The following is a 15,271-nucleotide window of genomic DNA, read 5'->3' on the forward strand; positions in this document are numbered from 1 at the left end:
CCACCGACACCCGCGGCGTCTCAGCCCCGCGCCAGCAGGACCTCGCGCAACGCGGACAGCAGCGACGCCGGCAGGTCCAGCGCCTCCAGGTGCGACAGCCGCACGTGCAGCGGCCGGTCGGACGTCGCCGCGGCCAGCGCCCGGGTCAGCAGCGCGTTCTCCGTCCACGCCCCGCGGAGCACCCGCAGCACCTCGGCGTCGGGCTCGGGGCCGGCCAGCGGGACCGTGCCGCACGTCACCTCGAGCCGCGCGCCGGCGGGCACCCCGCGCACCTCGACCCGGGGGCGGCCGTCGTCGGTGACGCGCACCTCGGCGGGCACCGGCGCCCCGTCGACGGTGGCGCGCACGGCCCCCGCCGCGTCCTCCGTCGCCCCGGCGGTCACCAGCGTGAGCGTCCAGTCCCGCTCGGCCGGCACGCACGCCGTCGCGCCCGCGACCGGGCCGACCGCGAGCGTCCCCGGCGCGTCGGCCCAGGTGATCGGCGTCCGGGCGATCCCGGCCGGGTCCGTGCCGTCGCCCGCCCCGTCGTCCTCCACCAGCGTGAACGCGCCGTCGGCGCCCGGCACGACCAGCAGCTCCAGGTGCGCCGGGTTCACCGGGTCGTTGCCCGGCACCTCGGCGCCGTCGAGCGGCACGACCGCGCCCGGCCGCGCCAGCACCGGGATCGAGTCGAGCGTCCGGTGCAGGTCGAGCAGCCGGTCGCCGTCGTACACCGCGCCCGTCAGCACGTCGACCCAGGTGCCCGGCGGCAGCCACGCCCGCACCGCGGACGCGCGGGTCACCGGGTCGGTGGGCGTCGTCACCGGCGCGACCAGCAGCTCCGAGCCGAACAGGAACTGCTGCGGCGCGTCGTACGCCTCGGGGCGGTCCGGCCACGCGTGGTAGAGCGGGCGGACCAGCGCCTGCGACTCCGCGGCGGCCCGGTGGTTCATCGTGTGCAGGTACGGCACGAGCCGGTGCCGCAGCCGCAGGAACGCCGTCTGCACCTGGCGGGCGTGCGGCCCGAACGACCACGGCTCCTTGCTGGTGAACGGGTTGTCCGACGAGTGCAGCCGCAGCACCGGCGAGAAGGTGCCGAGCTGCACCCACCGGGTCGCCAGCTCCTCGTCGCGGACGCCGAAGTAGTGCCCGCCGATGTCGTGCGACCACCAGCCGTAGCCGATGTTCGCGGCCGTCGCGGTGAACTCCGGCTGGAACGCGAGCGAGTCCCAGGTGATGACGGTGTCCCCGGAGAAGCCGACCGGGTACCGGTGGCTGCCCGGCCCGGCGTACCGGGAGAACGTCAGGCCGCGGCGGCCGTCCCGGGCGCTGTCGACGTAGTGGAAGTGGTTGAGCATCCACAGCGGGTCGATCCCGGCGACGCGCGAGTGCGCGCCCTGCTGCCAGTCGACCCACCAGAAGTCGACGCCGTCCCGCTCGAGACCCCGGTGCAGCACCGAGAAGTACGCCGCGAGGAACTCCCGGTCGGTGACGTCGAACGCGATCGGGTCCCCGTCGGGCTCCCGGCCGAGCGCGGCGCACATCGCGGCGTACGCGTCCTCGTGCGCGCGCACGCCGTCCGCCGGGTGCACGTTCAGCGTGACCCGCAGGCCCCGGTCGTGCAGCCAGGACAGCAGGGCGGGCGGGTCGGGGAACAGGTCGCGGTTCCACGTGTACCCGGTCCAGCCGGAGCCGAGCGCGGGGTCCACCTCGGTGACGTGCCAGTCCATGTCGAGCACCGACACCGACAGCGGGATCTGCTCGGCGGCGAACCGCTCGACGACCTCCCGGTAGCCCTCGGCGGTGTACCGGTGGAACCGGCTCCACCAGGTGCCGAGCGCCCACCGCGGCAGCACCGGCACGGGGCCGGACACGGCGTGGAACGCGCGCAGCGCCTCGGCGTGGTCGTGGGCGTAGCCGAACACGTACAGGTCCTGCCGGGAGCCGTCGCGCGGGGCCACCCAGCCGTCGGCCTCGAACACCATCGACCGGGAGTCGTCGAGCACCGCGTAGCCCTGCCGGGACACCACGCCGCCCTCGAGCGGGACCCGGCCGTCCGCCTCGTCGAGCGTCCGCGCGGTGCCGCCCAGGCCCTCGGCCGGCTGCCCGTACCGCCACGTCGAGTGGTACGCGCTGACGCCGCCCGTGACCTCGACCGACAGGCCCGCGGTGCTGAACGGGCCGCGGTCGTAGACGACCCGCAGCCGCGACGTGACGACCTCGACGACGTGCCCGCGGTCGACGACGCGGAACTCCGGGACCGGGAGCGCGCGGTGCCGGGCGAACGTGCTCGGGCGGTCCTCGAACCGGCCGTCCTCGGCGCGCTCCAGCCGCACCAGCCCCTCGTCGAGCACCGTGATGCGCCAGCGGTCGCCCTGGACCACCGCGCGCGGGTCAGCGGTGCCGTCGGGCGCGGGGCCGGTCGCGAGGGCGAGAGGGCCCCCGGGCTGCCGGGGACGGTCGGGCTGGGGCTGCGTCGGCGCGGTCACGCCTCCTGTTTAGCGTTGAACTCCGACCAGCGTCAACGGGCCGCGAGCCGCCGCGGTCCCCGTCCGGAGGAGGCCGCCGGTGGACCGCGTCACGCTCAAGGACATCGCGCGCGAGGTCGGCGTCAGCGTGATGACCGTGTCCAACGTGGTGAACGGCCGCGCCGAGCGGGTGTCCCCCGCGACCGCCGCCCGCGTCGAACGCGCCGTCGCCGACCTCGGCTACGTCCCCAGCGCCGCCGCCCGGTCGCTCGTCGCGCGCCGCTCCCGCCTCGTCGGCCTGCTGCTGCCGGGCCGCCCCGACGGCGTCACCCTGCTCGGCAGCCCGCACGACGTCGCCGTCACCGGCGCGCTCGAGGCCGCGCTGCGCGGCCGGGACCACCACCTCATGCTGCGGGGCGTCGGCGACGCGGACGACGTCCGGGACTCGGTGCGCCGGTGGGGGCTCGACGGAGTGGTCGTCATGGGCTTCACCGACGACGCGCTCGCCGCGCTCGACCTGCCGGGGACGCTCCGGGCCGTCCTGGTCGACGCCGAGGGCGGTCCCGCCGACGCCGGGCCGCGGCACGCGCGCGTCCGGTCGGACGACCGCGCCGGCGGCCACCTCGCCGGCACGCACCTGGCCGGGTTCGGGCACCGCCGGCTGCTGCTGTGCGGGCCCGTCGACGCGGCGAGCCGGGTGGTCGCCGAGCGGCTCGCGGGGTTCCGCGCGGCCGCGGCCGAGGCCGGGCTGCCCCCGGAGGCGGTGCGGACGGCGCACGCCCGGACGACCTACGACGAGGGGGTCGTGCTGGGCGGGCGCCTGGCGGCGGACGTGCGCGCCGGGTCCGTGACCGCGGTGTTCGCGACCGCCGACGTCCTGGCGGCCGGCGTGGTCCGCGGGCTCGCCGACGCCGGGCTGCGGGTGCCCGACGACGTGTCGGTGCTCGGCTACGACGACGCCGAGCTCGCCCGGCAGGTCACCCCGCGGCTGTCGACGGTCGCCCAGGACACGGCGGGCAAGGGCCGGCTGGCGGCGGAGCTGCTGCTCGGCCTGGTGACCGGTGACGACGCGGCCCCGCGCTCGGCGACGGTGCCGGTCGCGCTGGTGGCGCGGGAGTCGACGGGGCCGGCGCCGCGCTGACGGCGCCGGCCCGGCGCGCGGTCAGCGCCAGAGCACCGCGACCAGGATGTTCACGAGGGTCAGGCCCAGGGTCGCGCCGACCAGGCCGCGGGTGACCTTCTCCGGCTTGCGGGTGCCGTACCAGACCAGCCCGGTCACGACGAGCGCGACCAGCAGCTTCACGCCGATCTTCGCGTTGTCCGGCGGCTCGAGCCCGGCGACCTCGGCGGACCGCAGCCCGACCATGACGATCCCGGTGACCAGCGCGGTCAGGGCGCCGTGCAGCGCGCCCTTCGGGAACGCCGGCTGCCGCAGCGTGACCAGGCACCCGCCCAGCACGATCGCCCAGCCGACCAGGTGCAGCACGACGAGCAGGCCGTACACGACGCTCATGGGACTTCCCTCGCTCGGTGCCCGGTGCGTGCAAGGATCCCCTGCGCGGCCTCGCCGGCCGCGCACCGCTGTGCCCGACGACCCCGAGCCACGAGGATGTCATGACCACCCCCGAGCACCCGAACCCCGGCGAGTCGTCCCCCGGCGCGTCGCAGCCGACGCCCGCGACGCACCCGGCGGCCGGCGCGTACCCGCCCCCGGCGGCGCAGCCGACCCCCGGGGCGTACCCCGCTCCCGGCGCCTACCCGACCCCCGCCGCGCCGCAGCCCGCCGCCGGTTACCCCGACCCCGCGACCCCGCCCGGCCCCTACCCGGTCGCGCCGCAGCCGGCTCCGTCGCCCACGCTCGCGATCGTCGGCCTGGTCACCGCGCTGATCCCGTGCACGGCCCTGGTCGGCCTCGTCATCAGCATCGTGGTCCTGGTGCGCGGGCGCCGCGGCGGCGTCCCGGGCCGCGGCCTGGCGGTGGCGGGCGTGATCGTCGGCGCGCTGTGGCTGGTCGCCGGGGTCGTCGCCCTGGCGCTCGGCGCGTTCGGCGTCGCCTCGCTCGTCGAGACCTGCGCGGACCTCGGGAACGGCGTGCACTACGTCGACGGCGTGCGCTACGAGTGCAACATCGGCTGACGCCCCGCCACCGCGCGGCCGCGGCGGCGCGCCCGGCTCAGAGCAGCCGGCGCGCCGCCGCCCACCGGGTCAGCTCGTGCCGCGAGGACAGCTGCAGCTTCCGCAGCACCGCCGACACGTGCGTCTCGACCGTCTTGATCGAGATGAACAGCTCCCCCGCCACCTCGCGGTAGGAGTACCCGCGCGCGATCAGGCGCATGACCTCGCGCTCGCGCGCCGACAGCCGGTCGAGCTCGTCGTCGCCCGTCGCCACGTCGCCCGCGGCCGCGCCGAACGCGTCGAGCACGAACCCCGCGAGCCGCGGCGAGAACACCGCGTCGTCGCCGGCCACCCGCAGCACCGCGTCGCACAGGTCGGGACCGGAGATCGCCTTGGTCACGTAGCCGCGCGCGCCGGCGCGGATCACCGCGACCACGTCCTCCGCCGCGTCCGACACCGACAGCGCGAGGAACCGGGTCCCGCCCAGCAGGTCGGTGCACGCGCGGATGACCTCGGCACCGCCGCCGCCGTCGCCGCCGGGCAGGTGCACGTCGAGCAGCACCACCGGGGGCTGCGTCGCCCGCACGACCTGGATCGCCTCGTCGACCGTCGCGGCCTCGCCGACGACGTGCACCCGGTCGTCGAGGGACGCCTTGACGCCCGCGCGGAACATCAGGTGGTCGTCGACCAGCACCACGTCGACCGGAGCGTCGTTCATCCCTGCATCGTCCTCTCGTCGTCCGCCGTCGCGCGCTCGCGCACCAGCGGCATCCGCAGCCGCACCTCGGTGCCGCCGCCGTCCTTGCACACCACCGACGCCGTCCCGCCCCGGCGGCGCACCCGCCCCAGGATCGACTCGCGCACGCCGAACCGGTCGTCCGGCACGGCGTCCGGGTCGAAACCGTCCCCGCGGTCGCGGACGAACACCTCGACCTCGCCGGGCCCGGCCTCCAGGTAGAGCGACACCGGCGGTCGCCCGTGCCGCACCGCGTTCAGCAGCGCCTCGCGGGTCGCCTGCAGCAGCGCGTCGGTGCTGGCGTCCGGCTCGGTGTCGCCGACGACGACCGTCTCGATCGTCACGGCCTCGCCGTCCGGGCCGGTGCGGGTGTCCTCGATCTCCGCGACGATCGCCGCCAGCACCGCCGCCACCGAGGTGCCCGGCGCCGGGCGGTCGTCGTACAGCCACGCGCGCAGCTCGCGCTCCTGGGCGCGGGCCATCCGGGCGACCTCCGTCGGGTCGTCGGCCCGGGCACGGATCAGCGCGAGGGTCTGCAGCACGGAGTCGTGCAGATGGGCGGCGATGTCGGCGCGCTCGGACTCCCGGGCGCGGGCGGCGCGCTCGTCGCCGAGCTCCCGGACCAGCCGCAGCCACCACGGCGCGAGCACCAGGGCGACGCCGCCGAGCACCGCCACGGCGGCGACCGTCGACTGCACCAGGGTGCCCGGCGTCGCCTCCTGGCCGACCAGCAGCAGCACGCCCACGCCCGCGATGACCAGGCCGCCGACCAGGCGCAGCACGCTCACCGGGCCGCGGCCGCCGCCCCGGCGCCCACGCTGCACCGCGTCGAGCTGGCTCCACGCGAGCGCCGCGCCCGCCACCAGCAGCAGCACCGGCACCACCCAGTTGCCGACCACGTCCGTGCCCGCCCGGGCCAGCAGCATGGCCACCGCGCCGGCGAGCAGCGCGACCCCGACCGCGATCTCGGTCCACGGCAGCCGGCGCAGCCGCTGCACGGCGTCGCGCTCCAGCGGGCGGTGCAGGCGGGACAGCTCGGCGGGACGCCCGGCGCCCGCGGCGGCCGCGGGGTCACCCACCGGGATCGTCACCCACCAGAACACGTACAGGGCCACGCCGATCCCGCCCACCGGGGTGAGCAGCGCGAACAGCACGCGCACCAGGCGCACCGGCACGCCCAGGTGCAGCGCGAGGCCGGCCGCGACACCGCCGACCACGCGGCCGCGCTCCGGGCGCCGCAGCGGCAGGCGGGACAGGGACTCCATGCCCTGATCGTCACACGTCCCGGACCCCCCGGGCGCCCCTCGGGGCCCAGGATCAGGGACCCCCGGGGCACATTCAGGGGCGGGTCAGGGGGGTACCCGATGCCGCCGGGGGTGCCCCGCGCGTCAGGATCGAGCCATGACGAACGACAGCGCCGACCGCGGGTCGGGCACCGTGCCGCCGAGCGGCAGCGGCGCACCCGGCCCCGTGCCCCCACCCGTTCCCCCGACCGGCGGCCACGCGATGGCCGGGTTCTTCGCGGCGATCCGCCGCGCCGGCATCTCCCGCTCCCAGGACCGCTGGGTCGGCGGCGTCGCCGGCGGGCTCGCCACCCGGTTCGGGATCGACCCGCTCCTCGCCCGCGGCCTCGTCGGCGTGACCCTGCTCATGGGCTTCGGCTTCGTGCTGTACGGGCTCGCCTGGGCGCTGCTCCCCGAGGAGTCCGACGGCCGGATCCACCTCGAGGAGACCATCCGCGGGAACTTCGACGTCGCCCTGCTCGGCGCGATCGCCCTCGTGGTCGTCGGGTTCAGCGCCGGCGACTGGTGGTTCAGCTGGGGCCCGTTCCGGTCCGGCTGGTTCAGCGGCTTCGCGTGGTTCGCCGCCGTGGTCGCCGGGATCGTCGTCCTCGTCACCGCACTGCGGCGGGGGGCGGGACGGCCAGCCGCCCACCGCGTCGTGGCAGCCCCCGTACCCGGAAGGACAGCGTCCGATGACCAGCCCCAGCACCCCGCCGGCCCCGCCGGCCGACGCCGCCCCGCGCCCGGCGGCGCCCTACGCGGCCGCCGCACCGGCCGGCGCGAGCGCCTCGGCCCCGGCCGGCGCCCCGTACGGCTCCGGCCCCGCCGCGCCGCCCGCCGGCCCGCCGCCCTACGGCTCGGCCCCGGCCGGCTCCGGCGCGCGGCGCCACCAGGGCCCGCCCAACCCGCGCCCTCTCCCCCGAGCCGCGGCTGGACGCCGCCGCCCCCGGCGCCGCCCACGCCCCCGCGCCCGCCGCGACCCCCGCGCCGTGGCCCCGGCGCCGCCGTCACCGGCGTGGTCGTCGCGCTCATCCTCATCGGCCTGGCCGCGCTGCTCGCGGCCGACCGCGCCGGCGTCTACGACGGCCCCGTCGCGGCCGTGGTCGTCGGCGGTGGCCTGGCTCTCGTCGGCCTGGCGATCATCGTCTCCGGGCTCCGCGGTCGCACCGCGGGCGGCCTGACCGCGCTGGCGATCGTCGGCATCGTCGTCGCCGGCCCCGCGGCGGTCGCGGACGACGCCCGCTGGGGCGACTGGGACCGCTGGGACAACGGCAGCGGCCCGGTGCAGAGCATCGACACCGCCGTGACCTCCCGGGCCGTGGCCGAGCGCGGCTACTCGTTCGGCGTCGGCGACGCCACCGTCGACCTCACCGGGGTCCCGCTCACGGACGACACCCTGGTCGTGCCGATCAGCGGCGGCCTCGGCGACGTCACCGTCGTCGTCCCGGAGGGTGCCGCGGTCGTCGCGGACGTCAGCTCCGGTGCCGGCAACGTCACCTGGAAGGTCGACGGCAAGAACGAGCGCAGCGACGGCGTCGGCCACGACCGCACCTTCACCAGCGAGGCCATGTCGGGCCGCGAGGACGCCGAGATCGAGCTCACGGTCGAGGTCGGCGTCGGCAGCATCACCATCGAGGAGGACTGATGACCAGCACCGGCCCCGAGGCCCCCCGCCCCGACGGCGCGGACGAGCCCGTCACCGAGCACATCGCGCGCACCGACGCCGAGAGCCCGGAGGACGCCACCGAGCAGATCGACCGGGTCGACGCGGCCGCGGCCGCCGAGGACGCGGACGACGCCACGCAGCAGATCGACGCCGTCGGCGACACGGCGGTGATCGAGACGCACGACGCCGGTCGCCCGGCCGAAGCGGCGGACGACACGGCCGTCATCGAGACGCACGACGCCGGCCGTCGGACCGACGACACGGCGGTCGCCGCGACCCAGGGCGCGACGCAGCGGATCGACGCGGTGGGCGACACCGCCCGCCTCGAGACCGTCGCGGGGACCGCCCCGGGCGACGACGAGCCGGCCGCGACCGGCGCACCGCTGGCGCCTGCGGCGCCCGTGCGGGAGTCGTCCTGGGCGGCAGCCCCGGCGGCAGCCTCGTCGGCAGCCCCGGCGACCGGCCCGTCGACCGGCCCGTCCCCGTACGGCTCCGCGCCCTCGGGCACGCCGGCGTACGGCGCACCCGCGGGCGGCGGCGCGGGGTACGGCGCCCCCGCGTACGGCACCCCGGCGCCCCCCGCCCCGGCCCCCGTGCCGGAGCCGGAGGACCGCGGCCCGCGGGCGGGCACCGTGGTGTGGGGCCTGATCGTCGCGGCGGTCGGCATCCTGGTGCTCGCCGTGGCGGCGGGCGTCAGCATCGACCTGCAGCTCACGCTCATCGTGCTGCTGGCCGCGGCGGGCGTCGCCCTCCTGGTCGGCTCGCTCCTGACCGCGGGCCGCCGCAAGCGCCGCGACCAGCGCGCCGCCCGCTGACCCCGTCGGCGCCCGGCGCTCCGCGCCGCGCGCAGCCGGCGCACTGCCCACGCCCCGTCCACCGAGCAGTCGACGCGTCGAGCGAGTACTCCACGAGTACTCGCTCGACGCGTCGACTGCTCTCTCGGCGTCGGGTGGCCCCGGCGGACGCTGGACCTCCGAGGCCGGCACGCGGGATCGGCCTGTGGACGACCGCCGCGCCGCAGGCGCCGTCCGGCAGGGTGGAGGCATGGGCAGCGCCAGGGCACTCGCAGAACCGCGCGCACCCGTCCTCGGCCCCGTCACCGCCGACGACGTGCGCACGAGCGGGCTGGCGGGTGAGGACCTCCGCCGCGCCGTGCGGGCAGGGGCGTTCGTGCGCGTCCGGCACGGCGCGTACGTGCCCGCCGCGACCTGGGAGTCCGCTGACCGGGCCGAGCGCCACCGCCTCCTCGTCCGCGCCGCAGCCCGCAGCCTCGCAGCGCCCGTGTTCGGGTACGAGTCGGCCGCCGCGATGTGGCGGCTCCCGCTGCTCGAGGGATGGCCGTCAGATGTGCAAGTCCTGGTCCTGGACGCGCGGGGCACTCCTTCGACCCGCGGCGTGCGGCGACACCGGCTGGCCACCCTTCCGGACGTGCGCGCCGTCGACGGCGTGACCGTCACGACCCTCGCCCGTACCGTCGTCGACCTGTCTCGGACAGGGTCCTTCGCGCGCGGGCTCGCACTGGCCGACGACGCGCTGCACCGGCACCGGGTCGACCCGGACGACCTCGCCCGGGAGCTCGCCGCCGCGGGGAGCGGGCGCGGGGTCCGCGCGGCCCGCCGGGTGCTGGCCGAGGCGGACGCCGGTGCCGAGTCTCCCGGGGAGTCGCTCAGTCGTGCACGGATGATCGAGCTCGATCTGCCGCGGGCTTCGCTGCAGCGCGAGGTGCGCGACAGCAGCGGGCTCGTCGGTCGCGTCGACTTCCTCTGGGAGGAGCTCGGCGTGGTCGGCGAGTTCGACGGCCGGCTGAAGTACCGCGTGGACGGGGTCGGCGACCGCGCCACCGTCGAGGACAGGGTGTGGGCGGAGAAGCGACGCGAGGACCGGATCCGCGCCACCGGCCTGCGGGTCGTCCGTTGGACGTGGCGCGACGCCCTCGACGCTGGCCGCCTGGCGCGCGTCCTCGCGACCGCCGGAGTCCGGCCCGCCCCCTGACGCACGCCGGCGCGGCGCGGCGCTCGGCCGCGTTCACCCGCCGGCGCACGCCAGCCCCGCCGCGCGCCCGCGCCGCGCGCCGAGCGGGCAACCGACACGTCGAGGGGGTAGTCAGCGACTACTCGCTCGACGCGTCGACTACTCGCTCGGCGGCAGGTGCCGCGCGGCGAGCGGCAGGCGGGCGCGGCGCGGGCGCACGGCGCGGGCGCGGGCGAGGGCCGGGACCCCCTCGGGGTCCCGGCCCTCGGCCGTGCGGTGCGCGGGTGTCAGGCCCGCACGTTCTCCTCCACGCCCGGCGCGGTGCCGGCGGGGCGGGTGGTGTCCGTGGTCGCCACGGCCTTGCGGCCGCCCAGGGCGAACAGCGCCCAGCCGACGAGGATGAACAGGACGCCCAGGCCCATGACCAGGGCGGCGACGCCGAAGGCCACGACCGAGGTGAACAGCGAGGCCCGCAGGAAGGACGCGTTCATCGCGACGTCGCGCAGCGGGTCGTCCTGCTCGAGCTCGGCGTAGGTCTTGCCGCCGGTCGCCTCGAGGGCGTGGTGCTGGATGATGTCGGCCTGCGCGAACGCCGTCCACGGGCTGGTGACGGCCTGGCCGCCGAAGTTCGCGGCGTCCTCCGAGACGGTGATGTTCTCGTCGGCGAGGTGGCTGGAGACGGAGCCCCAGGTGACGCCGCCGGCGATGATGAGGACGATGCCGGCGATCGCCGTGATGATGCCGATGACGCGAGCAGCCTTCGAGCCGCCCGTCGCTGCCACGGTTGCCATGGTCGTGTTCCCTTCCGATACCCCCGGTGCGGGACGACCGTCGGTCGACCCGGTGGAACCTGTGAGCCCCACGTGGAAGAGCCTGTCTCCCCCGTCGGCCGCGCCGTGGGACCAAGGTCACGGAAACGGCCACGATCCTGCTTTGTGAAGCCGGGCACAAAGACCGGATTTCCGCTGGTCGGGCCCTTGGTCCCAGCTATGACACCCAGTCAGCCTAGGACATAGGTCCTGGTCGGCGCCCACCCGCTCCGGACGATCGGGACGCACGACGGCCCGGCACCCCTGTCGGGGCACCGGGCCGCGGCGCGTCAGCTCACTCCCACTCGATGGTGCCCGGCGGCTTGCTCGTGACGTCGAGCACCACGCGGTTGACCTCGGGGACCTCGTTGGTGATGCGGGTGGAGATCGTCGCCAGCACGTCGTACGGCAGGCGGGTCCAGTCGGCGGTCATGGCGTCCTCGGAGGACACCGGGCGCAGCACGACGGGGTGGCCGTAGGTGCGGCCGTCGCCCTGCACGCCCACGGAGCGCACGTCGGCGAGCAGCACGACGGGGCACTGCCAGATGTCGCGGTCCAGGCCGGCGCGGGTCAGCTCCTCGCGGGCGATGACGTCCGCGGCACGGAGCACGTCGAGCCGCTCCTGGGTGACCTCGCCGATGATCCGGATGCCCAGGCCGGGACCCGGGAACGGCTGGCGCCAGACGATGGCCTCCGGCACGCCGAGCTCCAGGCCGACGGCGCGGACCTCGTCCTTGAACAGCGCGCGCAGCGGCTCGACCAGCTCGAACTGCAGGTCGTCCGGCAGGCCACCGACGTTGTGGTGGCTCTTGATGTTGGCCGCGCCCTCGCCGCCGCCGGACTCGACGACGTCCGGGTACAGCGTGCCCTGGACGAGGAACTTGACCTCGTCGCCGTGGGCGCCGGCCTCCTCGACGACCTCGCGCGCGGCGTCCTCGAACACGCGGATGAACTCGCGGCCGATGATCTTGCGCTTGGTCTCGGGGTCGGTGTGGCCCGCGAGCGCGTGCAGGAACCGCTCGCGCGCGTCGACGACCTTGAGGTTGACCCCGGTGGACGCGACGAAGTCCTGCTCGACCTGCTCGGCCTCGCCGGTGCGCAGCAGGCCGTGGTCGACGAACACGCAGGTGAGCTGGTCGCCGACGGCCTTCTGCACGAGCGCGGCCGCGACGGAGGAGTCGACGCCGCCGGACAGGCCGCAGATGACGCGGGCGCTGCCGACCTGGGCGCGGATCCGCTCGACCTGGTCGGCGATCACGTTGCCCGGGTTCCAGTCGGGCGCCAGGCCGGCGCCCTCGTAGAGGAAGTGCTCGAGGGTGCGCTGGCCGAGCGGCGAGTGCTTGACCTCGGGGTGCCACTGCACGCCGAACAGCCGGCGGGCGCGGTCCTCGAACGCGGCGACCGGGGAGCCGGCCGACGTCGCGAGCACCTCGAAGCCCTCGGGCGCGGCGTGCACGGCGTCGCCGTGGCTCATCCAGACGGTCTGCTGCTCGGGGCTGTCGGCGAGGACGGTGCCGTTGGTGACGACCTCCACCGGGGTGCCGCCGTACTCGCGGTTGCCGGTCTGCGCGACCTCGCCGCCGAGGGCCTTGGCCATCGCCTGGAAGCCGTAGCAGATGCCGAGCACCGGGACGCCGGCCTCGAACAGGGCGGGGTCGACGAACGGGGCGCCCTCGGCGTACACCGAGGACGGGCCGCCGGAGAGGATGATCGCCGACGGGTCCTTGGCCAGCATGTCCTGCACCGAGGCCGTGTGCGGCACGATCTCGGAGTAGACGCTCGCCTCGCGGACGCGGCGCGCGATGAGCTGCGCGTACTGCGCGCCGAAGTCGACGACGAGGACGGGGCGGGGCGAGTCGGTGGGCGGCGGCGCGGGCGTGTCGGGAGCGTCGGTCACCCCACCAGGGTAGTGCGCCCCGCCGACAGCCCGGGACGCGCCGGGACGCCCCGGCGACCCCGCGGGGCGCCGGCCTCAGGAGCCGGAGCGCTCGCCGATGCGGCGCTGCCGGCTGATCTCCTTGCGGAGGCTCTCGTGGAAGTCCTCGGCGACGGCGAGCTGCTCGCGCAGCGCCCGGGACCGCTCCTCCGCGGCCAGCCGGTACATGCGCAGGCGCTCGAGCAGCGCCTCGTGCTCCTCGGCGTCGATGCCCGGCTCGTTGATCTTGTCGAGCACGCCGAGCAGGTCGCCCATCTCGTCGAGGGAGAAGTCGAGCGGCTTCATGCGCTTGATCAGCTCCAGCCGTGCGATGTCGGGCTCGGTGTAGAGGCGGAAGCCGCCGTGCGTGCGGGCCGAGGGCCGGACGAGGCCGACCTCCCCGTAGTACCGGATGGTCCGCAGCGACAGGCCGGTGCGCTCGGCGACCTCGCCGATCTGCATGTGGTGCAGGCTCACGGCCACCTCCTTCCGCACCGGGCGGCGTCAGCATAGCCACGCGGGGTCGGCGCCGGCCGGACCGACGTCCCGGCGGCGCCGGGCGTCGCGGCCGGGACGCGCGTCCCCACCCTCCTGTCACGTGAGCGTCGGGTGCCCGTGTGAAGATCCGGTGCCGGTCGTCACCCGCACGGCGCAGCACCCTTCTCAAACCTCGCAAAGCGGACATACCTTCCGTTACGTGAGGGATGACGCACCGGCGAGCGCGCCGACGACGACCACCGGCACCGGCCTGCCCGGCACGGGCCTGGCGTCGCCGGTGCCCGCCTCCCCCGCCCCGGGTGCGCCCGCGCGGCCCGCGCGGCTTCCCGGCCTCGACGCGCTCCGCGGCCTGGCGGTCGGCCTGGTGCTGCTGAACCACGCCGCGCCCGACGTCTTCGGTGCCGCGGGCGTCCTCGGCGTCACGGTGTTCTTCGCGCTGTCGGGCTGGCTCATCACCGGCGTCCTGATGCGCGACCTCGACCGCGGCGGGCGGATCCGGTTCGGCCGGTTCTACGGCCACCGCCTGCTCCGGCTCTACCCGCCGCTGCTGCTGATGCTCGCGGGCTACGTCGTCGTCGAGGGCGCGTTCGACCTGCTCGGCCAGGCGCACCTGGTGCCGGAGACCCTGGTCGCCGCGCTGACGTACACGATCAACATCCCGGGCCTGCCGCACGGCAGCGAGTCGGTCTACCACTTCTGGACCCTCGCCGCGGAGGAGCAGTTCTACCTGGTGTGGCCCCTGGTGCTGGCCTGGGCGTGGCGGCGCGGGTGGCTGCGCGCCACCACCGGGGTCGCCGTCGCCGCGGCGCTGGCCGCCTGCATCGTGACGCTCCTGCTCGTCGTGCCGGACGTGGCCCGGGTGTACGCCCTGCCGACCTCCTGGGGGGCGGCGCTGCTCATCGGCTGTGCGGGGTACCTGGGGCGCACGGCGCTGGCCGCCCGGCTGCCGCAGACGGTCCGCGCCCGTCGCGCGGTGCAGGCCGGGATCGTGGTGGCGCTGCTCGGCGGCACGCTGCTCACCGGGCTGGCCGGGCACACCGCCTGGTACCTGCTGGGCGTCCCCGCGGTGGCCGTCGCCACCGTCGTGCTGATCAGCTACGTCGGGGGCTGGCGGACGCTGCCGTCGCGCTGGCTCCGGCCCGCGGTCGCGCTCGGCACGGTGTCGTACGCGGCGTACCTGTGGAACGGCGCGATCGTGCGCTGGCTCGGGCACCCCGACGACCTCGGCGGGATCGCGCTCGGCATCGGGCTGACCCTGCTGGCGGCGACCGCGAGCTGGTGGCTCGTCGAGCGCCCGGTGGCGCGGTGGCGGGCGCGCCGCCCGGCCGCCGCCACGGCCTGACCAGGCGGCTCAGCCCAGGCGGGCCTGCGCGTCGGCGTGCACCCGGCGCTCGAGGATGAACGACATGACCGGCACGACGCCCGCGAGCGCCATCGTCACGAGCCGGCCCAGCGACCAGCGCATCGCCGACCACAGCTGCACGACCGTGAACAGGTACACCACGTAGATCCAGCCGTGCACGATGGCGATCCAGGTGCCCAGGACCGGCAGCGGCGACCCGGTCGCCGGGTCGACCCCGTTGGCGTGGAACACGTACTTGAGCACCATCTCGAGGCACAGCACCAGCAGCATCGTGCCGGTGACGAACGCCATCACGCGGTACCGCGTCAGCCGGCCGGCCGCGGCGGGGTGCACGGGGGCCGGGCGCGCCGCCGGGGCGGCGGGGGCGGGCGTGGGCTGGCCGGTGGGCTCGGTCATCGCAGCAGGTCTCCTCGGGCGGGGGCGGGACGCTCCGACGATTCTCGCTCACGCGGCGGGCGTCGTGACCGA

General features: G+C 76.5%; 14 protein-coding genes. 6 read left to right on the forward strand and 8 right to left on the reverse strand.

Translation table 11 applies throughout. The features are described 5' to 3' along the window. Positions 1-20 precede the first annotated feature (20 nt). A complete protein-coding gene (locus FKM96_RS04850) occupies positions 21-2,468 on the reverse strand; it encodes a glycoside hydrolase family 31 protein (protein WP_147794283.1) in 2,448 nt (815 codons plus the stop codon). Positions 2,469-2,547: 79 nt separating this feature from the next. On the opposite strand from FKM96_RS04850, the gene FKM96_RS04855 reads away from it, so the two are divergent. Next, on the forward strand, positions 2,548-3,588 hold the full coding sequence (locus FKM96_RS04855; RefSeq protein WP_147794284.1) for a LacI family DNA-binding transcriptional regulator: 1,041 nt from the start codon (positions 2,548-2,550) through the stop codon (positions 3,586-3,588). Positions 3,589-3,609: 21 nt separating this feature from the next. Here FKM96_RS04855 and FKM96_RS04860 read toward each other — a convergent pair whose 3' ends face one another. Then, positions 3,610-3,960, reverse strand: a complete 351-nt coding sequence (locus FKM96_RS04860) for a hypothetical protein (RefSeq protein ID WP_147794285.1) — start codon at positions 3,958-3,960, stop codon at positions 3,610-3,612. Between the two features lie 101 nt (positions 3,961-4,061). Between FKM96_RS04860 and FKM96_RS04865 the strand changes: the two genes are divergently transcribed. Further along, entirely contained in the window at positions 4,062-4,583 is a 522-nt protein-coding gene (locus tag FKM96_RS04865) for a hypothetical protein (protein WP_147794286.1), read from the forward strand. Between the two features lie 37 nt (positions 4,584-4,620). Here FKM96_RS04865 and FKM96_RS04870 read toward each other — a convergent pair whose 3' ends face one another. Together FKM96_RS04870 and FKM96_RS04875 are read right to left on the reverse strand one after the other, a co-directional pair. Beyond that, the gene (locus FKM96_RS04870; RefSeq protein WP_147794287.1) at positions 4,621-5,280 is read right to left on the reverse strand and encodes a response regulator transcription factor; all 660 of its coding nucleotides are present in this window, start codon (positions 5,278-5,280) and stop codon (positions 4,621-4,623) included. Then, positions 5,277-6,563: an ATP-binding protein gene (locus FKM96_RS04875; RefSeq protein WP_147794288.1), complete on the reverse strand. Its 1,287-nt coding sequence runs from the start codon at positions 6,561-6,563 to the stop codon at positions 5,277-5,279. Before FKM96_RS04875 ends, FKM96_RS04870 begins: the two co-directional genes overlap by 4 nt. A 136-nt stretch (positions 6,564-6,699) precedes the next feature. Here FKM96_RS04875 and FKM96_RS04880 point away from each other — a divergent pair, with 136 nt between their 5' ends. From FKM96_RS04880 to FKM96_RS04890, 3 genes are all read left to right on the forward strand, one after another. Further along, on the forward strand, positions 6,700-8,226 hold the full coding sequence (locus FKM96_RS04880) for a PspC domain-containing protein (protein WP_147794289.1): 1,527 nt from the start codon (positions 6,700-6,702) through the stop codon (positions 8,224-8,226). Further along, complete coding sequence (locus FKM96_RS21305; protein WP_147794290.1) at positions 8,226-9,062, forward strand: hypothetical protein; 837 nt, start codon at positions 8,226-8,228, stop codon at positions 9,060-9,062. The genes FKM96_RS04880 and FKM96_RS21305 overlap by 1 nt, the downstream gene beginning before the upstream one ends. A 229-nt stretch (positions 9,063-9,291) precedes the next feature. Further along, on the forward strand, positions 9,292-10,239 hold the full coding sequence (locus FKM96_RS04890) for a type IV toxin-antitoxin system AbiEi family antitoxin domain-containing protein (RefSeq protein ID WP_147794291.1): 948 nt from the start codon (positions 9,292-9,294) through the stop codon (positions 10,237-10,239). A 266-nt stretch (positions 10,240-10,505) separates the two neighbouring features. On the opposite strand, the gene FKM96_RS04895 is transcribed toward FKM96_RS04890, so the two are convergent. The 3 genes from FKM96_RS04895 to FKM96_RS04905 form a co-directional block, all read right to left on the reverse strand. Next, complete coding sequence (locus tag FKM96_RS04895; protein ID WP_147794292.1) at positions 10,506-11,009, reverse strand: aromatic ring-opening dioxygenase LigA; 504 nt, start codon at positions 11,007-11,009, stop codon at positions 10,506-10,508. A 313-nt stretch (positions 11,010-11,322) separates the two neighbouring features. Next, the gene (gene guaA / locus FKM96_RS04900; RefSeq protein ID WP_147794293.1) at positions 11,323-12,924 is read right to left on the reverse strand and encodes a glutamine-hydrolyzing GMP synthase; all 1,602 of its coding nucleotides are present in this window, start codon (positions 12,922-12,924) and stop codon (positions 11,323-11,325) included. Between the two features lie 75 nt (positions 12,925-12,999). After that, a complete protein-coding gene (locus FKM96_RS04905; RefSeq protein WP_147796926.1) occupies positions 13,000-13,404 on the reverse strand; it encodes a MerR family transcriptional regulator in 405 nt (134 codons plus the stop codon). 235 nt (positions 13,405-13,639) lie between these two features. Between FKM96_RS04905 and FKM96_RS04910 the strand changes: the two genes are divergently transcribed. Then, positions 13,640-14,782 (forward strand): acyltransferase, encoded by a 1,143-nt coding sequence (locus FKM96_RS04910; RefSeq protein ID WP_246855206.1) that lies wholly within the window; start codon positions 13,640-13,642, stop codon positions 14,780-14,782. 9 nt (positions 14,783-14,791) lie between these two features. Here FKM96_RS04910 and FKM96_RS04915 read toward each other — a convergent pair whose 3' ends face one another. Then, positions 14,792-15,199 (reverse strand): DUF3817 domain-containing protein, encoded by a 408-nt coding sequence (locus tag FKM96_RS04915; protein ID WP_147794294.1) that lies wholly within the window; start codon positions 15,197-15,199, stop codon positions 14,792-14,794. Between the last annotated feature and the right edge of the window lie 72 nt (positions 15,200-15,271).

The sequence above is a fragment of the Cellulomonas sp. Y8 genome (assembly GCF_008033115.1).
GTDB lineage: Bacteria > Actinomycetota > Actinomycetes > Actinomycetales > Cellulomonadaceae > Cellulomonas.